Raw genomic sequence first — 19,346 nt, 5'->3', positions numbered from 1 at the left:
TTTGTAAAACTTAAAATCTGGGGTTTGACAATGAAAATAGATGTCGGCTTTACGCACATTGCGTTATCAGCAAGTAACTTAGATAAGAGTGTTGATTTTTATCAGCGCTACGCCAATATGGCTGTCATTCATGAGCGAACAGATAAGGAAATCGACAAGCGGGTCGTTTGGTTGTCGGATAAATCACGCCCATTTGTATTAGTGCTAGTACAAAACAGTAATCCGGTTCCTATATTAGGGCCTTTTGCCCACCTGGGTGTTGGTTGTAAAAGCAAGCGTGAAGTAGATGATTTATGTGACCAAGCTAGGCGCGAAGGCATATTGTCCCGGGAGGCGACGAATAGCGGCTATCCGGTAGGCTATTGGGCCTTTATAAATGATCCTGATGGCCATGTTTTAGAAATTTCGTATGGGCAGGAAATTGGTTTAACGGTTGAAAAGTCGGACACTTAGGAGCCGCACTGCCCACCTTTGTAGCCGAATCCTCTGTTAGTAGCTAGCACCCAAGTTCACCTGTGCATGGCGCTAAGCGATCATGGCGAAGGTGAGAGCCGTGATCTGAAAGGGCACAGAGTTGGGCTGGCCCCTTTTGCTCATGTGGCCGATAACCTTGACGCCTTTGTCAGCGGTGAACTGTGGTCAAAGCAGCCTTGGGCAAACAAGAGAGCTGGGTACGTAGGCTGGGCTTGCCGCTCATTCGGTAGACTGCTTATTAGATGAATGGGGTAGATTTACTTTTAATTAGAATAATATAATATAAAGCGTTAGCAGTAAAACCTCAGGAGCTTTCAGTGAGAATTGAAACCAAAAAAGGAATCTTGGAAGGCGAGTGGAACTACTTAACCCAATGGAAGGAGCAAGTTTTTCCTGCAAAGGGGCGTGGTAAAGAGTGGTCGCCTGTTTCTTGGCATAGCATCGTCTACTCCGAGGAGAAGAACCCTATTGGCCACATTGGCTTTGACAGCTTTGAAGTCCTCATCGATGCTGTGCCTCGTTTAGTGATTGGTATTGGCGAGGTTGTTGTGAGGCCAGAATATCAAGGGCAAGGCATTCCAGCTTTACTGTTTAACGAAGTTCATCATAAGGCGAGCAACCATTTTGGAACTGGAGTATTTACGCTTTTTTGCCCGTCTCGGCTAGTTTCTTATTACGAAAGACATGGTTACCAGCGGCATTCTGGTGCTGTTTATTTTCTGCAGCAAGGTGAGAAAGTGCTTTCTACCTTCGAGTTTATGCATCGTGGTGACTTGGCCCCAGTTGGAGAGGTAGTTTTACAAAGCGAACCTTGGTGATTCATGGTTTTTCGGAGGGGGATTTTTCAATCCCAAGTGGGTTTCTGATTCACTCCGTACTGTATTGCACAAAAACTTTTTATTAAATTATTGTTAGCAATAGGTTTTGCTGAGGTTGACCAACAGTAAGGAATAAATAGATGATTCGCGAATACCAGAAAGCGGATATGGATCAAATTTTAGATATCTGGCTTTCAGCATCGGTTAAAGCACACGCCTTTATTGAATCAGCGTTTTGGGAATCAAAAGTTAGAGAAATGCGTGATGTCTATCTCCCCGCCTCGGAGACCTTTGTATTTGAGTCTGGGGCTCAAATAGCTGGGTTTTATAGCCTGTATGAAAATACGTTGGCTGCTGTTTTTGTGGCACCAAGCTTGCAGGGTAAGGGCGTGGGCACAGCGCTGATTGATGATGCCAAGAGCAGAAGGGAGTGTTTGCAACTGACGGTCTACCGTGAGAACGATCCAAGTATCCATTTTTATAAGAAGCATGGATTTATTTCATTGGGGGAGCAGATGGATGAACGAACTGGTCATCCAGAGTTGGTTATGGAGTATTACGGTTAACAGCGGCTAATCAGAGGGTTGGGGCTGGCTTGGTATTGTATACCCAGGAGTGTTCGATGAAAGGTGAGTGTCTCTGTGGAGCGGTGGTGTTTGAAATTGAGGGTGAGTTACCCAACCTCTACCAATGTCACTGCTCCTTGTGTCGCAAAGCGACGGGGTCTAACGCTAACGCTGCCACTTTTGTGGAAGGCAAGAGCTTTCGCTGGATTTCAGGTCAGTCGAACATCTGCTCTTTTCAAAAGCCAACCGGCTATCGAAGTGACTTCTGTTCAGGCTGCGGTAGCCCGGTGCCCAACAGGTTGAGAGGCACTGATGTAATATGGGTTCCAGCCGGTTTACTGGAGGAGATGGCGGTTGCTCAAGTGGCTGTGCATCTCCATTTTTCTTCATCCGCCTTATGGGCGCAAGAATCCGATAACTGTATTCGGTTGGCCGGTGGCCCCGATAGTCTGGAGTCGCTTAACCAAGCACTGCAGCGCAAATGCGTTTAGTCTGTAGTGAGGAAGCGACCCGGTAACACTGGTGCATCAACTTCAGGTAATTAGTGGGTGATCGTAGCCATGTTTACGTGGTCGCTATAAGCTGGAATAGGTAAGAGAGATGGTTTTGGGAACAGAAATCTGGCTCTTGTATATCAGCACGATATTTATCTTGATGAACACTCCAGGGACTTCGCTTGACCCTGATCTCGGTGCGTTATAGACATGCTAGTATTGTTTTATTATGCAAGATGTGCCATGAACATGAGTAAAAGCTTTGCAAAAACGAACAGTGAGAGCGCGTGAGGGAGCCTCTGACGCTACCCAGAAAACGCGTAGTCATCTGGCATGGAACGACTTTGAAATTATTCTTGCCATTGCGAACGCAGGCTCTCTTTCTGGGGCATCGCGTGCCCTGGCGGTCAGTCATGCAACTGTTTTCCGGCGGCTGGGAGAGGTTGAGCAACGCTTGGGGGTTACGCTTTTTGAAAGAAGCCGTACTGGATACCAGCCCACGCTGGCAGGGGAGCAACTGGCCGAGACGGCTAAGATTATGGATGAGGCTGCGCTTGCCGCCGAACGTAAAGTTGCCGGACGGGATTTGGAACCGAGTGGGGAAATTTATGCCACCACAACGGACTCGTTGCTGATGGGATTGCTGGCGCCCCTGTTTACGCAATTTCGCGTTGAGTATCCAGCCATCGTGCTGGACGTTGCCGTTTCTAATCAATTGTTCAACCTGACGCGTAGGGAGGCCGACGTTGCTATCCGTCCTTCCAATCTTCCGCCTGAGAACCTGATTGGGCGACGGCTGGCCACGATTGGTCAAGCTATTTACGGGCATCGCAGTCTTGGTTTATCTCCAGAGGCATCCACTGATACCCTTGCAAAGCAGCCTTGGATTGGCGCTGGACCTCGGCTACAGGATTCAGCACTAGACCGGTGGATGGAGACGCATGAACTGAAAGCGGCCTGCGTCTACCGTGTTGATACCTTGGTTAACATATTTAGCGCTGTTCGCTCTCGCATGGGGTTGGCTGTGCTGCCATGTTATTTGGCGGATGAAGATCCGGACATTATCCAACTTAGCGACCCTATCCCTGAGCTGGAATATGGTTTGTGGTTTTTGATGCACCCTGACTTGAGAGGCGTGGTGAAGATTCATGCGCTAAAGGATTTTCTAACAGAAGCGATCCAAGCGCAGAAGCAACGACTGGCCGGGCGGCTATTGCGCCTGCCTGAGTCATAATTTCCTCATCAGGCATTTTACTGCGGACAAAAGCGGAAAAATGACCATCTGAAAGGGCATGATCCTGGGCTATAATGGCATGGTCTTGGTGGAGAAGCTGCTTCAAGCAGACTTCGAGATCTACCTTAAAATCGTATATCGCCAAATAAATAAATGTACTGACTTATTTATTAATGTTTATGGTTTATTTTCAGTAGGAAAAAGGCTGTTATTAATGATTAACACCAAAATATACAAGGCGGTTTACGAACTCGCTGAAAAACTCATGAAGGCTGCCGATAAAGAGGATAGAGAGGCTTTCTATGCGCTCTATGCGCAGTTGGAAGCGATCTGCACCGAGAACGAAAACAGCGATAAAGATCACCCGGAGCAGTGGGAAACCCTGGCTGATTTTACTGAAGAGCTAGATGAGGCGCTGGCTGTCTACGAAAAAGCCTTTGAGAAAGCCGTCGCGATTAATTCCACAGACCATATGTCATCGATAGCGTTCTCTATGGCAAAGCTGCAAGTTGAGCTAGGCCAGACCGACGCGGCGATCAGCAATCTTAAAAATGCCCAAATCACTGCCAACAAGATTGAAGATGGCGAGCTTAAAGAAGAAATTGATGAACTGCTTGAGAAGCTGACGGCAGGCTAGGCTTGCTAGGTTACTGATTTTCCGATTATTCATGATAGACGCAGATGCACATAAAGCCTGATTGTGCTGGGTTTGCCTAAGACTAGGGACACTATTTTGACCAATAACGATATTTTTCGCCGTATACGTTACACCTTTGATTTAAAAGACAGCACCATCGTGGATATCTTCGCCTTGGCAGAGGTCAGCGTGGCTCAAGAGCAGGTAACGGCCTGGCTGAAAAAGGATGATGACGACGCCTTCGTGCCGATGAAGAACCGAGAGTTGGCGGCGTTTTTTGAACGGCTTTATCAGCTTTAAGCGTGGCAAGCGTGAAGGGCCACAGCCCGTGCCAGAGTCGCAGTTGAACAACAATATGGTGTTCCAGAAGCTGCGCATCGCGCTGAACCTAAAAGCTGACGATATTTTGGCAGCGTTTGAACTGGCTGGCTTCAACCTAAGTAACCATGAATTAAGTGCGTTTTTCCGCAAGCCGAGCCATAAAAATTATCGCGAGTGCAAAGATCAGGTGCTGCGCAATTTTTTGCTCGGTATTCAGCTTCAATTGCGGCCAAATCAGGCTGCTTCTAGCTCTGAGTCCTGAGCTTAATCGCCTGAATTCATATAATAGCTGCAGCACTTTGTATCATACGGTATAAGCCAGCTGCGGCTTCGATGTGACGTTTTAACAGCTGTCGAATCGAGCGGTCATTGGCGGTCTAACAGGAGAGTGTAATGTCTATAGATCCAATGGCGGTATGGGCGAATATGACATTGAAAATCTGGCCTGAACGCTACTGGATGCTCGATCTTAGCGACACGTCCGCTCAAGATGTGGCTAACGTGTTCGTGGCAAGCTATGCTCGGTACAGCTGTTTAATTCGCGATCAGGCAGGTGTATCCGCGATAGTCGACGAGGCAGCCGTTGAGCGCTTAAAAACTGAGGTCTCTATAAGAGATAGCTTCGGCCCGTTTCAAGTTATATCAACGGATGGCGAGCTTCCCTTCGATGTAATTGGTTTTCTCGGCCCCGCTCTGCGGGCGCTAAATGAACAAGGCATCAAAGCTGGCCCGCAATGTGGTGCCGTATTCGATCACTTGTTTATTTACGAGCGGGATATCGAGCGAGCGATGGCCCTTCTAGAGGATTTCATTAGCCAGGCTAGGGCGTGTCAATAAGTTGCTTTGATAAGTCACTCTACAGGGCGTTTGATGGCTGTTAGCTACGCCGAAGGAATGACAAGTGAGTAGACTTCCCGATTTCGCTACCCACTATTATTTGCGAGAGACAGGCCCGTTTCGGAGTCTCTCAGAGCTTCCTGCTGGCTCGGAAGATCCTGTATTTCAAGATATCCTAACTCGTCATAAGCGTGATCCCGGTTACCGGCGGCGCTACGGTAGGAATTACATAGGAGTCCGACGTGAGGTTGAGGCTCGGCTGCGTGAACTCTTCGTTGCGCGTGGAGGTAAACCGCGCCGCGATCATCCCTTCTATCTAGTGCTTGGAGAATCCCCTTGGTTTCGTGACCTGAACGCAAACCAAGGTGAGCTTAGAATCCCTCTCTCTGAGCTCGATCCCGAAGTAACGTCTTTGACTTACCCGGATAGCTTTATTGCGCTAACCCGAGACGACAAGCCTTACTACAATCAAGTGTTTCTGCTTAGCGAAGTGAATAAGCTCGTTACACGCTTCGGTATTCCTGCCAATGATCACTTGATCCCTTACGAGCGTTATTGGGAAAATGATTTTGAGCTCTATATCGAGGTGCAGCTTTGGGACACTCCACCCAACTTCAAAGCCTAGAAGACAATTAATTCAATTTTTAGGGGAATGGAGGCAGCAAAATCTTCGTCCCATCAAAGCCTCTGGTCGCTTCGGTGTAAGGTAAGTATATATGATCCATCGCATTCACATATTCGGTGCGTTAGGTTTGGGCACCACGACGCTTGCGACTGAGTACTTACCATGGCCAGAAATATTGAGATCAAAGCACGTATCGACAACATCGAAGCGCTCGAATCCAAGGTGGCTAAGATCGCGGACAATGGGCCTACCGAGATAGTGCAAGACGATACCTTCTTCCAATGTGAGGCTGGTCGGCTGAAGCTTCGGGTGTTTTCAGAAAAGCGCGGCGAACTCATTTTTTACCGACGCGCAAATCAGGCTGGGCCGAAAGAATCGTTTTACGTTCGCTCGCAAACCGATGAGCCTGAGGCGTTGCGAGAGACGCTTTCGCTGGCTTATGGTGAAGTTGGTCGTGTTCGGAAACATCGTACGTTGTACCTTGTTGACAGGACTCGTGTACATCTCGATAGAGTGGAGGATCTTGGGCACTTTCTTGAACTCGAAGTGGTCATGTCCTCCAGTGAGTCATCACAGTCCGGTGTGGAAGTCGCGTACCGCCTATTGGATCGGCTCGGTATCGAGTTATCCCAGCTCATTGAAGGCGCTTATGTCGACTTGCTCAAGGGGAGCTAACCATTGATTCTATAGGCTCTAACCAAGGAGCCGCGAAGGTTTTCGAGTTCAGAAGTTGGGGTAATCAGCTATGGAAATCGAGGCGGATCTGATAGAAAAGGAAAGAGCCTTGCTTAGCTTCGAGGTGCGCAGGTCACCGGTGAAGCTGCGGTCTTTACTGTCCTCGGATTTCCTGGAGATCGGAGCATCAGGCGATTTTGTCGGGTTAGATAGTGTCCTTGATTGTTTGCCACAGGAATCCGCATGGTCGGCTATATCTCAGGACTTTGAGCACCGGAGATTGAGCTCTGATCTTATTCAGCTCTTTTATAGGGTTGCTATCAGTCGGCAAAACGGCTTAGGTACAAGCTATTCTCGGCGAACGTCAATATGGCGGAAAGAGGGAAGTGACTGGAAAATGGTTTACAACCAAGGTACGGCTATCTCTCCTTTTGAGGTTCAGTCTTAGATCGTTGATTCTGCGGGCGTTACACACTTTAATTTTGAAAAGTGAGGGGATATGGGAACGGAAATTTGGCTTCTGTATGTCAGCACCGTATTCATTTTGATGAGTACACCGGGCCCTAGCCAGCTTTTGATGCTTTCCAATAGCGTTAACAATGGTTTCCAACGGTCGCTATTTACCGCTGCTGGCGATTTGTCAGCCAATTTTTTACAAATGATTGTCGCCTCGATAGGTTTGGTGAGTATTGTTCAGCAATCCAGTGATTTCTTTATCGTTGTGAAGTGGGCGGGGGTAGCATATTTATCGTATTTAGGCCTAAGGTTGATCTTCGCAAAGAGTGGGAGCCATGTAGGTGTGGCGAATCAGGGGCGGTCGAAAAAAAGCTTGTTTTGGCAAGGTTTTATCACGTCAGCCGCAAACCCTAAAGCCGTTATTTTTTTCGCTGCTCTTTTTCCACAGTTCATTAATCCATCTGAGCCCCTTCTGCATCAGTTTGTGATACTGAGTGCCACGTATCTCATCATGGATGCGGTTTTCTTGTTTTCCTACGGTAAATCAGCTGAATGGGTTAGTACGAAACTAAAGTCATCAGCGCGCCAGTACTTAGGTAAGGTATCTGGATCGTTTTTGATTGGCGCAGCGGTGCTTCTAGGGCTGAAGGAAGTTGATGCTAATAACTTATAAAACGCCTCGCCAGCGATAGATACGGGAGAAGGCTGTGGTCAAGCAAGTGGGCGGAGTTAACATTCAACCTAGGCACAGGGCTACATGCCACTGCGGCATGGTGGAGCTCGAACTCGATCTGCCTGAGGGGCTTGTTGACCCGAAAAGGTGTAACTGCTCTATTTGCAGGCGCAAAGGCGCTGTTATGGCCTATGTACCATTGAACGGTCTTCGCATTCTCCGTGGCGCTGAGCATCTTAAGCTCTATCAGTTCAATTCAGGTGTCGCTAAGCACTACTTCTGTTCAAACTGCGGCGTTTACACTCACCACCAAACGCGCTCCAATCCCAATGTGTATGGATTCAATGTTGGGTGTTTGGAAGATATTAACCCCTTTGACTTGCACGATTTGCCGGTTAGCGACGGTATCAACCATGAATCTGATCAATAGCAGAGAGCTAGGAAGTGCTAGTGCAGTGTGCCTACCCGGTTGGTTAAATCCAGTTATCGAGGTTGCTTTGATATACCATCCATATTCATCGCCTGAAAGATGATATAAATTAAAGTCTTTTCGTAAGGAAGCAGTGGAACTGCATTGTTGTGGCGACGTAAAGGATCCAAACATGATTACGGACTCCAAAAGGCTAGTTTTGAGGTACTACTGGCCTGACGATATTGCCCCAATCTTTAAAAGCTATACGGGTGATTTAGGCTCAACAAAATACCTTGCACGGCGCCCTCACACTGAAATCGAACAAACCAAAAAAATGCTACAAACTCTTTCTGTTCCTGAGAGTATGGCGTTAACGGGTAAGTGTATTTGGATTGTAGATGCCATTACGGAGGGCATCGGTGCTATCGGAATGGTAACCGTTGTAAAGAGTGGTGAGTCAGAGGTCGTTCACTTTGGTATCGGGAGACCATATAGAGGTCGCGGGTACGCAGCAGAGGCGTTAGTACTTACCGCACAGCACTTGCTCGCAGCAGGTTACGCAACAAGCGTTAGCTCTTTTACTGACGTTGATAATGTTGCTGCTCAAATGGCTTTAGCCAAAGCAGGTTTTAGATTTACGACAAGAACCAAAAAGTTTTATCAAGCCCCTCAATTGAACGGACAGTATCGTGACGTTTTTCACTACGATTTTAAGACATAGTAGTCATTGTATAATGGGGAACTTGAGCACTTAACGAGAGCATCATCAACAAGGAGGAAATGGTGCAAACTTGCGAAACGGAAAGGCTGTTTATACGGACATTATCCCTGGATGATGTGTCTGAGTTGACCACTATCCTCAGCGATCCTGAGGTGATGAAATACTCGATTCGAGGCGTTTGCGATAAAGCGGCGACGCGGCGGTTTATTGAATGGTGCTTGGAGAACTATGCAACTCACCGTATCGGGCCGTGGGCGTTAGTAGAGAAGGGTTCCGGCAAGCTTGTCGGCTTTTGTGGTGTCAGCCCCGAAGAGGTAAATGGTATTGAGGAGATTGGTTTAGGCTACCGGCTGGCCAAACGGTACTGGGGCAAAGGACTTGCGACTGAGGCTGTGCACGCGGTACTCCATGATGCATTTAATCAAAAGCAGCTATCTTCAGTGGTTGCTATTATTGAGCCTGAGAATGTTGCGTCGCTTAAGGTTGCAGCAAAAGCAAGGTTTTCTACGTTCGGCATCCATGATTTCCATGGCCGCCCAGTGAGGTTGTATCGGTTAAATCAGCATCAGTGGGGCGCACTTCATACTAATGGCATGGATGCGACAATTGTGCGATGAGTAGCCCCTAGAGTTGAAGGTCGTCAGCTGACTCGATTATGCCAGTAACCCGGCTTTCTCGAATGATGGGCAAAGGCAACAATGGTGATTGTTTGGTTATTGACCACAGTCACAAGGGAAAAAGGAAACTGTTGAAGGATCAAACGCTTTGCGCCAAGTTTGCTTGACCAAGTACAGGAACTAATGGTGGGTTTGGTGCGCTGAGTTTTATGGTGGCTCGTTCAAAGGTATCGATAAGTTGCTCGCCCAGCCCAGGCGATTCAAGTTCATACCAAGCTGCGGCTTCCATCAGTTCTTCCGCAGCCTCTGGGCTTACCTACACCCTCAAAATTAGTTCCTTATCCGAGCTCGGGCACGTTCAATGGCTTCGCTGACTTCTAACGACTTGGTTTTGCCAGATTCCAGATTATTGATTCTGCGACATATCTCATCGTCCCAGGCTTCCGATACACTGATTTCAGCTATACCGTCCAAGCTTGCGACCAAATCATGAGCGAGTTTGGCCCGTTCCCTCTCCGATAGGGTCATTGCTTCGCTCGTGATAGTTTCAAGTTGCGCTGTATTCATTTATGCACCCAGCGTTGTGAAACGGCAATATCAAAATCATGCAGTAGATTACACCTAATGACAAGTCCATCAAGCGCGCCTATAGACTGCTGCGGCGGCCACATTAGGCAGAGTGAAAACTTCCGCCTGGGGGAAAGTCTCAGCCAATGTTGAAAGGCATTACAGCCAGTCAGCCGCTAGGTAGCTAAAACCCAGCGGCTATATCAACGTGCAGTGTTGAATCAATTAAGCACGCTTCTCACCAGTACTTTTCATGCTTATTACGTAAATAATAAACATGATCAGCGAGCCCATGACAAAGCACCATACGCCTACGGTTGCATAGCTCGCAAAAGCGGGAAGAAATAAAAGACTACCAAAGAAGAAAAATAGGCTTGATAAGAGACCGAGTAGGTTGGGTAGTTGTTGGCGCTGCGTTGTCTCACTGTTCATTTTATTTCCTTATCTGCAATATTAACTTCAATTGCTTCATCGGGCTTAAATAGTGATGTTGGGTGAAAACTGAAAGCCTACCGATATCCGATTCCAGCTGTTGATTTGAACAATGATGGCAGTGAGATCAATCAGCCCCTGCTCGCCAAACGCATCTAGTGCGTTTTGATAGTCGCTGTCACTTACCGCTTGCTGGCTGACATGGGTTAGTGCTTCGGCCCAGGCGAGTGCGGCGCGCTCTTGAGTGCTGAAGCAGGGAGCTTCACGCCAAGCAGGCAATACGTCCAGGCGCACCTGGTGCTCGCCGTCGTCTCTGGCCTCTTGCGAATGCATGTGCTGACAAAAGCAGCAGTGATTAATTTGCGAAACACGCAGGTTAACTAAGTGGATTATCGAGCGATTAACCGTTGAGTCTGGGGCAACGTCGCCTAGTGCAGTCAGGTGCTTAGCTAGGCGGGGGCAAAGGCGATACACAGACTGTTGAGACATACGAGTAGACATGTGGGTGACCTCGGTGAGTAAGTTGAGAGCTCAGCTTAACGTCGAGGTTTTTTTACGCCTTGTAAATTTGCGACAGTTTGCGCTTGCGATAGGCGGCGGGCGTTTCATAGGCGAGGGTTTGGAAGGCATGGGTGAAATGAGCTTGGTCATAGTAGCCGCATTGTAGGGCTATTTCCGTTAGGGGCAGCGCGGTTGCAAGCAACCCATGGCGGGCTCGGTTCAGTCGGGCATAGGCCACTAATTGGCCTGGGGTAACGCCCACTTCACGTTTTAATTTGCGCTCCAGAGTACGTCGAGTAAACCCTAGCGTGGCGCCTAACTGTTGGGGTGGGAGCTGAAGTTCTCCAATGGCTTGAACAATCGTAGTGATACGGCTATTGGCGGGTGGCTGGCGCTCTAGTCGATGTAACAACCATGTTTCCAGCAGGCGTAAGCCCTGTTGCGAGTCCAACTGGTAGAGGCGCTCTACCACAGGTATCAATCCTTGCAATCCTAGTGGTTCAAGCTCGTTATCCAAGCGGTAGTGTGTATCTGTGAATGCTTCAGGTAGCAAGCCTAACAAGCAGTGGGCGCCGGCTGCCTTAAAACGAATGCCCAGACAAGGTGCGGTGGTGTCGAGTGTCTCTATCAACGTGGTTTTGTTGAAACAGAGCGTGATGATGGGGTGGGGGCTGGTGAGCTTAATGCTAAGACTAGCACCGGCATCTGGGTAGAATTTTTCGGTTCTTGATTCAGTGAGATGCCCTGGGCGACCCATTGACCAAAGGCACTGAACCCATGGGGCTAAGCGTTTATCAGGCAGGCGATGCCGAAAATTCAGATAGTTAGCGTTGCTTGGCAAGATGAACTCGGTCATGGCGTCAACCAATGGTATGTTTTTTTAATGATGGCTCACATTAACTCAATCTCACAGAGTCTGGGAGCTGGCCCGGCGCCATACACTAGGCGGCGCTTTTTCCTGGCGAGCCCAGTTGCGCCTTAGCTGCCGCTCATCCCCGAATCCGGATGCTTCGGCGATACGCGCTAGCGTCCAGGTCGTTTCGGTCATTAACGCTTTGGCTCGCTGCAGGCGTAACCCCATAATATAGTCGCCCACCAGCATCCCGGTGAGGCTTTTGAATTGGCGTCGGAAATGGCGCTCGCTCATGGCGGCCTGAGCCGCCAGCGTTTCGATAGACCACTTTTGAGAGGGCGCGGCGCAGATGGCATCTTGAACGCGATGCAGCCGTTCATCCACATGATTGCGGCCCTCAAGCCAGGCGCCCAGCTGAGGCTCCTGACCACTGCGGCGAAGATACAGCACCATCTCCCGCGCTACCGCTAGAGCCAGCGAGTGGCCGCAAGCGCGGGTTAGCCAGTACAGAATGGTATCAATGCCGGTCGAAATTCCCGCGCTGGTTAAATAGCGCCCGTCCTCGGTAAAGATACAATCACGTTGTACCTTTGCTTGTGGGGCTTTGGACTGTAACTGCTCGATTAGCGTGTGGTGGGTGGTGCAGCGTCGCCCCTCTAACAGGCCAGCGTCCGCCAGTAACAGCGTGCCGGAGCAAACGGTCATCAGCGTATCCGCACAGTGGGCATTCGCCTTAAGCCAAGCGACACACTCTTGTTGTGCCATTGGCTCAAGACTATTGCGATACTGCCCCGGAATCAGCAGTAAATCTTGAGGTGAGAGCTGTTCAGGTAGTGGGTCAATGCCGCTAAGGGTTAGCGGCCCTAACCACTGCATGGCCGCTTTGGGGCCGATATAGTGCACCTGAACGTCTATCGAGAGCCTATCGGCGCACTGCAAAACCTGTAGTGGGCCAATCAAATCAAGCGGCACCTGGCCGGGCATCATCAGTACCGCCACCCGCAAAGTGGTGGCTCTTGGGGATGGCGGTTGGCTATGTGGTTGCTCTTCACTCACGCGTGCTTTGCCATTCGTTGACCATGTCTTGTGTATTGATAATACGCGCAAAACGGTTTTCAAGTACCAGTTCGGTGCGCGCCTTAATATCATCCGCTGACCAGGTGACACCTTGGCGCGTCATGGGGAACGTCAGGGTAGCGTCGCTGATAAAGTCGACACTAAACCCCAAATCCGACGCTACTCGGGCGGTGGTTTCACAGCACTGCTCGGTACGAATACCGCTTATCGCCAGCCGTTCAATGCCGCGCTCCCTTAACCAAGCCTCAAGCGAGGTGTCAGTGAAGGCATTATGGACACGTTTATGATAGGTCACCGCTACTTCATCATTAAAGCCATCAAGCGGACGAATCAGGCCATTCTTGGGGTCAAAAGCTCCTTGACTGCCAGGCTCTTCATGCAGAATGCGGATGACCGGAATGTTGTTTGCCTGGGCGGCGTTCAGTATTGCACGCTGCTTGGGACGCCATACCTGAGCCAGCGATTCTACCCAGTAGTCGCGGGCGGGAAAGGAGGCTTGAACGTCAATTAATAGCAAGGCGGTGTTAGGCTGGGTCATGGCTAATCTCATTGTGTTGAAGTGAGGTTTCAGATTAGCTTTTCCACATTCAGCCAACGATGCGTTGGCCGGTCACAAAGAGGGCAATTTCGGCCATGGGTGGCCAATGTATTCGAGCGGACAGCACGGCAGGGTGATTCGCAGATACAAGCAGGGTTTATTTCTTCACACAGACAAAAATAGCGTTCCCTGAGGTGTTCTCCCAAGGGATGATTTTTTCATAGTTGTGCTCAAACACATGAAGCTCGAAGTAGGGCTCTAAAAGTGTCACTAACTCTGCAAAGCTGACCGCCACCATAGGGTGTTCATCGTTCCACATCTGCGTTCCATCAGCGTCCGTCTTTTCAATACTAAGCCTGAGAGACTGCTTTTCACCCTGCCCGCTATAGTGCCATCCGGAGCGGAACGTGAATAATTCACTTCCCTGTTTGGCACTATGTTTAACGAATAGACTGTTATCAATTTTCTCTTTATCGACAGCGTTAAAACAGAAAACACCGCCAGACTTGAGTGCGCGGTGCACACTGGCCATGCACATTTTTAGCTTTTCAATACCAGCGTTGTAGTGGATTGAGTATAAAAAGCAGGTAATTAGGTCGAGGGGCGCGCTCACCTCGAAGCTGCCCATATCTTGCAGGGTGAACTGGGCTTCTGGACAACGTGTGGCGGCGATATCCAGCATCGGTTGGTTGATATCCAGTCCGCTACTGGCATAGCCGAAATCAATGAAATGGCGCACGTGGGGGCCGGTACCACAGGCTAAATCCAAGTGTGCGGTTTCTCCGTTACCGAAAATCTGCTGCAGCCTATGAATGGCGTTGCTTTGCGCTGGGTAGTCAATATCTACACACATTAAATCGTAGTAGCCAGAGAGGTCGGTATAGAGTGCGTTGAAGGACATGTTCGCCTAATGGTGGGAGCTAAAGAGGGTAGGGGCGCATAGTAAACGAAATACCGCTCGTGACCCTAAAGAACCCCTGGCGATGACCGATATATATCTAAGAGCATCGAGATTTCTCTGCTCGATCCTAGATGCCAAGAGTACCCGCTATGCCGAAAATGCTGTCCTTACTATTCGCCCCCTTGCTCCTGATGCTATCCACGCAAGCCCTCTCTCATAAAGATGATGCAGAGGCGGCGGCGTTGGCGTGGCTAGAAGCCATTGATAGTGGGCAGTATGAGCAGGCCTGGGAAGCGTCATCTCCACTACTCAAAAAGCCGCTTTCTCCTCACATGTTGGAGCGCACGATTGGAGCCGCGCGGCGTGATTTTGGCGCTGTTCAGTCGCGCCGACGAGTAAGCGTCGTCCGCGAAACCTCTATGCCAGGGGCGCCAAGAGGCGACTACGCGGTTTTGACGTTTCAAACACAATTTGAAAACAGGCCGCAGATTACCGAAACCATCACCCCTCACTTTGAGGAGGGCGCGTGGAGAGTTAGCGGTTATTATCTGAATTAACCGACTGCTCGAAAATAGTGTAATCATTGCTGGCTTTCAGAATCGCCACCTTGGTTCAGGCCTTTTTTTTGTCGTTAAATCCTGCCATCACGTTGTTCATGACGAAGCTCGATGTGGGTGCTACGTTGAGTAGGTAGCCTTGTGTATGTAGCTATGGTTAGGCGCCATACGGCACGTTAAGGCGTTGAACACGAGGAGCGGGTAATGCCATCCCTTTCTCTCAAATCGCACTGGCTCTGGTTGATAGTTGCCGGTTTGCTAATGGTTACCATGTCGTTGACGTGGCAAGCCATGGCGCAGTCCTCGTCGTCCAGCGTTCTGGTACTCAATATCGAAGGCGCCGTTGGCCCGGCGACCAAGGACTACTTTTCGCGGGGGCTGGATAAGGCTCGCGAGCAGGGCAGTGAAGTGGTAATCGTCGAGCTCGATACCCCTGGCGGGTTGGTCGACACCACCCGCGACATGATCCGCGAGATGCTCAACGCTGACACTCCCGTGGTGATGTACGTTTCCCCCAGCGGTGCGCGAGCGGCAAGCGCGGGCACTTATCTGCTTTATGGCAGCCACGTGGCTGCCATGGCGCCCTCTACACATCTTGGCTCGGCCACGCCGATACAAATGGGCGGCGGGTTGCCCGGCAGCGATGAAGGCGAGGAAGATAATTCGGCTGAGGAGTCGAATGGCGAGGGCAGTGCCATGGAACGCAAGGTGGTGGAAGATGCGGTGAGCTTTATCCGCAGCTTGGCGGAACGCCATAATCGCAATGCCGATTGGGCTGAAGAGGCCGTGCGCAATGCGGCCAACCTCACTGCCAGTGAGGCGCTGGAGCAGGGCGTCATTGATGTGGTGGCACGCGATCTCACCGATCTACTTGAGCAGATGGACGGCATGAGTGTGGTCTTGGAAAGCGGCGAAGCCACCCTCGATACCGCCGGACTCACCATTGAGCGCTTCGATCCTGATTGGCGCACCCAGGTGCTATCGCTGATCACTAATCCCAACATCGCCTTTTTCTTGATGATCATCGGCTTTTACGGACTGGTTTTCGAGCTGGCCAGTCCCGGCAGCCTGTTCCCCGGCACCATTGGCGTGATTTGTTTGCTGCTCGCCCTGTTTGCGTTTCAGGTGCTGCCGATTAACTACGCCGGGCTTGCGCTGATGGTGGTTGGATTGGCTTTGATGGTGGGCGAGGCTTTTATGCCTAGCTTCGGTGTGCTGGGGGTTGGCGGCATCATTGCTTTTGTACTTGGGTCGGTAATGCTGATGGACGCGGAGCATCTTGCCATTTCGCTGCCGCTAATCGGTGGTGTGGCACTGGTGTCTGGGGGGCTAATGCTATGGACGTTAACACGCTTTGCAACGCTGCGCCGTCGTCCGGCACACACTGGCGCGGAGCAGTTAATCGGCGCAGACGCGGTTGCGCTGGAGGATTTTGAGGTCAGCGGCCATGTAAGGCTGCATGGCGAGCGCTGGAACGCAGTGAGCGATGCGCCAGTCAAACGAGGTGAAAAGCTTGTGGTGATGGGTATTGAAGGCTTGACGGTATATGTGAAGGCTCAGTAATGCGCGCCGCCAGTGCTCACTCTCTTACATAACCGACCCACTGCTAAACGAGGTGTCCAATGATTATTTCGTACTTAGTACCTGTCGTGCTGGTGGTGATGTTGATCGCTGCCTCTATCCGCATACTGCCAGAATATAAACGCGGCGTAGTGTTCTTTCTTGGTCGTTACCAGACAGTGAAAGGGCCTGGGCTAGTCATTGTGATTCCCGCCATTCAAAAGATGGAGGTGGTGGATCTACGCGTGATCACCATGGATGTACCGGAACAGGACGTGATCTCTCAGGATAACGTCACCGTTAAAGTTAATGCGGTGCTTTATTTCCGCGTCGTCGATCCAGAAAAGGCGATCATTCAAGTCGAGAATTTTACCCAGGCGACTAGTCAACTGGCCCAGACCACTTTGCGTTCTGTGCTGGGTAAGCATGATTTGGATGAGATGCTTTCCGAGCGGGATAAGCTCAACGACGATATTCAGGAAATTATCGATACTCAAACCGAAGCGTGGGGTATCAAGGTCGCCAATGTTGAAATCAAGCATGTAGACTTGGATGAGAGCATGATCCGCGCCATTGCCCGCCAGGCCGAAGCGGAGCGTGAGCGTCGCGCCAAGGTGATTCACGCAGAAGGGGAGCTTCAGGCTTCCAAAAAGCTGGTTGAGGCCGCGAACGTAATGCAGGAAAACTCGGCTGCACTCCAGCTTCGCTATCTACAAACCATGAGTGATATGAGCAACAAAAACGCTTCGACGATTGTTTTCCCATTGCCGATGGACATCATGGAGGCCTTTAGGGATATGAAGACTAAGCATGTCTCGCCGGTACAAAACGCCGATAAACCTGACGAGTGACACTAACGTAAGCTATTAACCAACCTGGATCTCCAATGCCGCTGATTGCCGACACCCCCGCCCCCCCTTACTACGCGGTTATTTTTACCTCTCTTCGCACAGAGGTCGATGATGGCTATGACGAGATGGCGGCAAAAATGGTTGAGCTTGCAGCCCAGCAGCCGGGTTTTTTGGGCGTGGAGTCCGCCAGGAATGAAGTGGGGGTGACGGTTTCCTACTGGGCAGATTTGGCATCTATTAAAGCCTGGAAAGCCCATGCTGAGCATCAAGAGGCGCAGCGGTTGGGTCACCAACAGTGGTACCAGCACTTCAAAACGCGTATTGCCAAGGTCGAGCGGGATTACGCTATTTAACAATGAGCCCTCGGAGCAGTTGCTTACACTAACAGCCCTGCCAGTGCCTGCAGCCCCAGTGCTACCAACAGTACAGCGACCCCTGCTACCAAACTGGTTATCACTGCATGGCGTTTCCATAACACCAGCACGTCATGACCAAAGCGGTGAACCAACCAACCCAGGCCGAAATAGCGTAAGCCTCGGGCGATGAGCGCCGCCAGGGCGAAAAGCAGTATGGGGTAGCCTGACAGCCCGGCAGTAATCATCGCCACCTGAAAGGGGATAGGCAATATGCCTATGGCCAGAATCGCAGCAAAACCGTACTGGTCGAAGAAGCTCTGGAACGCCTGATAGCTCTGCTCCATCCCCATAAATTCGATAAACCAGGTGCCAACGGATTGGTAAAGCACCATACCCACGCCATAGCCGATGAGTGACGCCACTAAGCAACCCAGCGTGGTAGCCGTAGCAATTGCCCAGATACGCTGCTTGTTAACGGCCATTAGCGGTATCAATACCAGCTCGATGGGAATGGGCAGAATAATGGTCTCAAGAAAAGAGAGGGTTCCCAGTAGCCACAGCATGTTCTTGGAGCCGTTAATGCGCTCGAACCACTGTATAGTTCGCTTTGATGTTAGGGCCATGGTGGTGATTACATTTGGGGATTGATGCGCCGATAAATAGCCGCTAACACGCTGTAAAGGCCGAATGCGAATAGCCCCAAAGCAACAAACGCAAGCAGCCACTGACCGTAGGGCTGGCTTCGCAGGGTGCTAAACACTTCACCCATACCACCTGCTTCATTGGGGTCGATTTGATAAGCGGCGATGATAAAAAAGCTGCCCACGATCACAAACACAACGCCACGAATCACCAAGCCGAAACGACAGATAGGATAGGCCCACTGTTGCGTCTGTGTCGGCATAGAGAAGTGTTTGTCGAATTTGGCCTTATAACCTTTAAATGCGTGGGCGATGCCTACGCCAATCATGATGAGGCCAACCCCGCCTACCAGCCAGCGCCCGAAAGGCTGCTGCATCAGCCAGCTAGCCACTCCTTGCGAGCCGCCACCTGAACCACCAGAAGAGCCGGCATACTGGAAGATGAGCGTAGCGGCAAAAAATGCCAATAGCGTATGGGTAATGGCGCTCGCTAATAAGCCTGCGCGAATCGCTAAACCTTTGGCGCCGTTGCCGTGATGGTCGGCGTCTTTAACTGCTTGGATAGTTCGCCACATAGCGTAGCCCAACAAGCCAACGGCAATGAGGCCTAGCAACACGTTACCAAAGGGGGCCGTGAGCACGCGCTCTAAGGCGCCACGGCTGCCTTCGGTCTGGCCGCCTTGTCCAAACGCGGCCAGCGCCGCGAGGCCGCCCACTAATACATACACAATGCCGCGGGAAGCGTAACCCATGCGAGCATAAAGGGTAATTGCATCACGGTGGTCGGGGTTTTTCATACGACTGGCCATGGCGTCCTCCTGACGAATTTGGCGTTGCATATCCCTATGCAATTTAGTTTATATAGCGTTTATCAGCGGCCCATACTGTGCTTGTGCTGTACTATTGTCCAGCCCAAGCCAAGTGGCAGGAACAATTGCTATTTCCACTATTT

Annotated in this window: 27 protein-coding genes and 1 pseudogene; 19 read left to right on the top strand and 9 right to left on the bottom strand. The window is 50.4% G+C overall.

Going from position 1 to position 19,346, the window contains the following annotated elements; translation table 11 throughout:
• Positions 1–30: 30 nt before the first annotated feature.
• The 15 genes and pseudogenes from OM794_RS12860 (at position 31) to OM794_RS12795 (ending at position 9,560) form a co-directional block, all read left to right on the top strand.
• A complete protein-coding gene (locus tag OM794_RS12860) occupies positions 31–453 on the top strand; it encodes a VOC family protein (protein WP_226249307.1) in 423 nt (140 codons plus the stop codon).
• A 338-nt stretch (positions 454–791) separates the two neighbouring features.
• Positions 792–1,292: a GNAT family N-acetyltransferase gene (locus OM794_RS12855; protein ID WP_226249306.1), complete on the top strand. Its 501-nt coding sequence runs from the start codon at positions 792–794 to the stop codon at positions 1,290–1,292.
• A gap of 140 nt (positions 1,293–1,432) precedes the next feature.
• On the top strand, positions 1,433–1,858 hold the full coding sequence (locus OM794_RS12850; RefSeq protein WP_226249305.1) for an N-acetyltransferase: 426 nt from the start codon (positions 1,433–1,435) through the stop codon (positions 1,856–1,858).
• Positions 1,859–1,914: 56 nt separating this feature from the next.
• Positions 1,915–2,349, top strand: a complete 435-nt coding sequence (locus tag OM794_RS12845; RefSeq protein WP_226249304.1) for a GFA family protein — start codon at positions 1,915–1,917, stop codon at positions 2,347–2,349.
• Between the two features lie 265 nt (positions 2,350–2,614).
• Entirely contained in the window at positions 2,615–3,586 is a 972-nt protein-coding gene (locus OM794_RS12840) for a LysR family transcriptional regulator (RefSeq protein WP_226249303.1), read from the top strand.
• A 214-nt stretch (positions 3,587–3,800) separates the two neighbouring features.
• Positions 3,801–4,223, top strand: coding sequence for a tetratricopeptide repeat protein (locus OM794_RS12835; RefSeq protein WP_226249372.1), 423 nt, complete (start codon positions 3,801–3,803; stop codon positions 4,221–4,223).
• 96 nt (positions 4,224–4,319) lie between these two features.
• Positions 4,320–4,806: pseudogene (locus OM794_RS12830) on the top strand (DUF1456 family protein).
• A gap of 131 nt (positions 4,807–4,937) precedes the next feature.
• Entirely contained in the window at positions 4,938–5,381 is a 444-nt protein-coding gene (locus OM794_RS12825) for a hypothetical protein (protein ID WP_226249301.1), read from the top strand.
• A 64-nt stretch (positions 5,382–5,445) separates the two neighbouring features.
• Entirely contained in the window at positions 5,446–6,006 is a 561-nt protein-coding gene (locus OM794_RS12820) for a hypothetical protein (protein ID WP_226249300.1), read from the top strand.
• A 162-nt stretch (positions 6,007–6,168) separates the two neighbouring features.
• Entirely contained in the window at positions 6,169–6,681 is a 513-nt protein-coding gene (locus tag OM794_RS12815) for a class IV adenylate cyclase (protein WP_226249299.1), read from the top strand.
• Positions 6,682–6,751: 70 nt separating this feature from the next.
• Entirely contained in the window at positions 6,752–7,129 is a 378-nt protein-coding gene (locus OM794_RS23390; RefSeq protein WP_226249298.1) for a DUF4440 domain-containing protein, read from the top strand.
• Positions 7,130–7,180: 51 nt separating this feature from the next.
• Positions 7,181–7,810: a LysE family translocator gene (locus tag OM794_RS12810; RefSeq protein WP_226249297.1), complete on the top strand. Its 630-nt coding sequence runs from the start codon at positions 7,181–7,183 to the stop codon at positions 7,808–7,810.
• 97 nt (positions 7,811–7,907) lie between these two features.
• Positions 7,908–8,240, top strand: a complete 333-nt coding sequence (locus OM794_RS12805; RefSeq protein ID WP_226249296.1) for a GFA family protein — start codon at positions 7,908–7,910, stop codon at positions 8,238–8,240.
• 172 nt (positions 8,241–8,412) lie between these two features.
• On the top strand, positions 8,413–8,943 hold the full coding sequence (locus OM794_RS12800) for a GNAT family N-acetyltransferase (protein WP_226249295.1): 531 nt from the start codon (positions 8,413–8,415) through the stop codon (positions 8,941–8,943).
• 59 nt (positions 8,944–9,002) lie between these two features.
• Positions 9,003–9,560 carry a GNAT family N-acetyltransferase gene (locus OM794_RS12795; RefSeq protein ID WP_226249294.1) on the top strand — a complete coding sequence of 186 codons (558 nt, stop codon included), beginning with the start codon at positions 9,003–9,005 and terminating at the stop codon, positions 9,558–9,560.
• A 330-nt stretch (positions 9,561–9,890) separates the two neighbouring features.
• Here the strand turns inward: OM794_RS12795 and OM794_RS12790 are convergent, their stop codons facing one another.
• The 7 genes from OM794_RS12790 to OM794_RS12760 form a co-directional block, all read right to left on the bottom strand.
• A complete protein-coding gene (locus OM794_RS12790; protein WP_226249371.1) occupies positions 9,891–10,088 on the bottom strand; it encodes an addiction module protein in 198 nt (65 codons plus the stop codon).
• A gap of 264 nt (positions 10,089–10,352) precedes the next feature.
• On the bottom strand, positions 10,353–10,559 hold the full coding sequence (locus OM794_RS12785) for a YrhK family protein (RefSeq protein WP_226249293.1): 207 nt from the start codon (positions 10,557–10,559) through the stop codon (positions 10,353–10,355).
• 45 nt (positions 10,560–10,604) lie between these two features.
• Positions 10,605–11,060: a carboxymuconolactone decarboxylase family protein gene (locus tag OM794_RS12780; RefSeq protein WP_226249292.1), complete on the bottom strand. Its 456-nt coding sequence runs from the start codon at positions 11,058–11,060 to the stop codon at positions 10,605–10,607.
• 52 nt (positions 11,061–11,112) lie between these two features.
• Entirely contained in the window at positions 11,113–11,916 is an 804-nt protein-coding gene (locus OM794_RS12775) for a helix-turn-helix transcriptional regulator (protein ID WP_226249291.1), read from the bottom strand.
• Between the two features lie 51 nt (positions 11,917–11,967).
• Positions 11,968–12,969: a GlxA family transcriptional regulator gene (locus OM794_RS12770; RefSeq protein ID WP_226249290.1), complete on the bottom strand. Its 1,002-nt coding sequence runs from the start codon at positions 12,967–12,969 to the stop codon at positions 11,968–11,970.
• On the bottom strand, positions 12,962–13,528 hold the full coding sequence (locus tag OM794_RS12765; protein WP_226249289.1) for an isochorismatase family protein: 567 nt from the start codon (positions 13,526–13,528) through the stop codon (positions 12,962–12,964). The genes OM794_RS12770 and OM794_RS12765 overlap by 8 nt, the downstream gene beginning before the upstream one ends.
• A 157-nt stretch (positions 13,529–13,685) precedes the next feature.
• A complete protein-coding gene (locus OM794_RS12760; protein WP_226249288.1) occupies positions 13,686–14,429 on the bottom strand; it encodes a class I SAM-dependent DNA methyltransferase in 744 nt (247 codons plus the stop codon).
• A gap of 149 nt (positions 14,430–14,578) precedes the next feature.
• On the opposite strand from OM794_RS12760, the gene OM794_RS12755 reads away from it, so the two are divergent.
• The 4 genes from OM794_RS12755 to OM794_RS12740 all read left to right on the top strand — a co-directional run bounded on the left by OM794_RS12755 (position 14,579) and on the right by OM794_RS12740 (position 17,750).
• Entirely contained in the window at positions 14,579–14,986 is a 408-nt protein-coding gene (locus OM794_RS12755; RefSeq protein WP_226249287.1) for a DUF4019 domain-containing protein, read from the top strand.
• A 204-nt stretch (positions 14,987–15,190) separates the two neighbouring features.
• Positions 15,191–16,549, top strand: coding sequence for an NfeD family protein (locus tag OM794_RS12750; protein ID WP_226249286.1), 1,359 nt, complete (start codon positions 15,191–15,193; stop codon positions 16,547–16,549).
• Positions 16,550–16,608: 59 nt separating this feature from the next.
• Positions 16,609–17,397 carry a slipin family protein gene (locus OM794_RS12745; RefSeq protein WP_226249285.1) on the top strand — a complete coding sequence of 263 codons (789 nt, stop codon included), beginning with the start codon at positions 16,609–16,611 and terminating at the stop codon, positions 17,395–17,397.
• Positions 17,398–17,432: 35 nt separating this feature from the next.
• Positions 17,433–17,750: an antibiotic biosynthesis monooxygenase family protein gene (locus OM794_RS12740; protein WP_226249284.1), complete on the top strand. Its 318-nt coding sequence runs from the start codon at positions 17,433–17,435 to the stop codon at positions 17,748–17,750.
• 23 nt (positions 17,751–17,773) lie between these two features.
• Here the strand turns inward: OM794_RS12740 and OM794_RS12735 are convergent, their stop codons facing one another.
• Together OM794_RS12735 and OM794_RS12730 are read right to left on the bottom strand one after the other, a co-directional pair.
• On the bottom strand, positions 17,774–18,376 hold the full coding sequence (locus tag OM794_RS12735) for a YqaA family protein (protein WP_226249283.1): 603 nt from the start codon (positions 18,374–18,376) through the stop codon (positions 17,774–17,776).
• An 8-nt stretch (positions 18,377–18,384) separates the two neighbouring features.
• Positions 18,385–19,203 (bottom strand): DUF1206 domain-containing protein, encoded by an 819-nt coding sequence (locus tag OM794_RS12730; protein WP_226249282.1) that lies wholly within the window; start codon positions 19,201–19,203, stop codon positions 18,385–18,387.
• Between the last annotated feature and the right edge of the window lie 143 nt (positions 19,204–19,346).

The sequence above is a fragment of the Halomonas sp. BDJS001 genome, from assembly GCF_026104355.1.
Lineage (GTDB): Bacteria > Pseudomonadota > Gammaproteobacteria > Pseudomonadales > Halomonadaceae > Vreelandella.
The sequence above is the reverse complement of the archived record's forward strand: the minus strand, read 5'-3'. Positions and strand labels throughout refer to the sequence as shown.

What these genes read in the sequence shown, in the direction of transcription:
- OM794_RS12860 (WP_226249307.1), top strand. Translation starts at nt 31, where the DNA reads ATGAAAATAGATGTCGGCTTTACGCACATTGCGTTATCAGCAAGTAAC.
- OM794_RS12850 (WP_226249305.1), top strand. Translation starts at nt 1,433, where the DNA reads ATGATTCGCGAATACCAGAAAGCGGATATGGATCAAATTTTAGATATC.
- OM794_RS12845 (WP_226249304.1), top strand. Translation starts at nt 1,915, where the DNA reads ATGAAAGGTGAGTGTCTCTGTGGAGCGGTGGTGTTTGAAATTGAGGGT.
- OM794_RS12835 (WP_226249372.1), top strand. Translation starts at nt 3,801, where the DNA reads ATGATTAACACCAAAATATACAAGGCGGTTTACGAACTCGCTGAAAAA.
- OM794_RS12825 (WP_226249301.1), top strand. Translation starts at nt 4,938, where the DNA reads ATGTCTATAGATCCAATGGCGGTATGGGCGAATATGACATTGAAAATC.
- OM794_RS12815 (WP_226249299.1), top strand. Translation starts at nt 6,169, where the DNA reads ATGGCCAGAAATATTGAGATCAAAGCACGTATCGACAACATCGAAGCG.
- OM794_RS23390 (WP_226249298.1), top strand. Translation starts at nt 6,752, where the DNA reads ATGGAAATCGAGGCGGATCTGATAGAAAAGGAAAGAGCCTTGCTTAGC.
- OM794_RS12810 (WP_226249297.1), top strand. Translation starts at nt 7,181, where the DNA reads ATGGGAACGGAAATTTGGCTTCTGTATGTCAGCACCGTATTCATTTTG.
- OM794_RS12805 (WP_226249296.1), top strand. Translation starts at nt 7,908, where the DNA reads ATGGTGGAGCTCGAACTCGATCTGCCTGAGGGGCTTGTTGACCCGAAA.
- OM794_RS12800 (WP_226249295.1), top strand. Translation starts at nt 8,413, where the DNA reads ATGATTACGGACTCCAAAAGGCTAGTTTTGAGGTACTACTGGCCTGAC.
- OM794_RS12795 (WP_226249294.1), top strand. Translation starts at nt 9,003, where the DNA reads ATGGTGCAAACTTGCGAAACGGAAAGGCTGTTTATACGGACATTATCC.
- OM794_RS12790 (WP_226249371.1), bottom strand. Translation starts at nt 10,088, where the DNA reads ATGACCCTATCGGAGAGGGAACGGGCCAAACTCGCTCATGATTTGGTC.
- OM794_RS12785 (WP_226249293.1), bottom strand. Translation starts at nt 10,559, where the DNA reads ATGAACAGTGAGACAACGCAGCGCCAACAACTACCCAACCTACTCGGT.
- OM794_RS12780 (WP_226249292.1), bottom strand. Translation starts at nt 11,060, where the DNA reads ATGTCTACTCGTATGTCTCAACAGTCTGTGTATCGCCTTTGCCCCCGC.
- OM794_RS12775 (WP_226249291.1), bottom strand. Translation starts at nt 11,916, where the DNA reads ATGACCGAGTTCATCTTGCCAAGCAACGCTAACTATCTGAATTTTCGG.
- OM794_RS12765 (WP_226249289.1), bottom strand. Translation starts at nt 13,528, where the DNA reads ATGACCCAGCCTAACACCGCCTTGCTATTAATTGACGTTCAAGCCTCC.
- OM794_RS12760 (WP_226249288.1), bottom strand. Translation starts at nt 14,429, where the DNA reads ATGTCCTTCAACGCACTCTATACCGACCTCTCTGGCTACTACGATTTA.
- OM794_RS12755 (WP_226249287.1), top strand. Translation starts at nt 14,579, where the DNA reads ATGCCGAAAATGCTGTCCTTACTATTCGCCCCCTTGCTCCTGATGCTA.
- OM794_RS12750 (WP_226249286.1), top strand. Translation starts at nt 15,191, where the DNA reads ATGCCATCCCTTTCTCTCAAATCGCACTGGCTCTGGTTGATAGTTGCC.
- OM794_RS12745 (WP_226249285.1), top strand. Translation starts at nt 16,609, where the DNA reads ATGATTATTTCGTACTTAGTACCTGTCGTGCTGGTGGTGATGTTGATC.
- OM794_RS12740 (WP_226249284.1), top strand. Translation starts at nt 17,433, where the DNA reads ATGCCGCTGATTGCCGACACCCCCGCCCCCCCTTACTACGCGGTTATT.
- OM794_RS12735 (WP_226249283.1), bottom strand. Translation starts at nt 18,376, where the DNA reads ATGGCCCTAACATCAAAGCGAACTATACAGTGGTTCGAGCGCATTAAC.
- OM794_RS12730 (WP_226249282.1), bottom strand. Translation starts at nt 19,203, where the DNA reads ATGGCCAGTCGTATGAAAAACCCCGACCACCGTGATGCAATTACCCTT.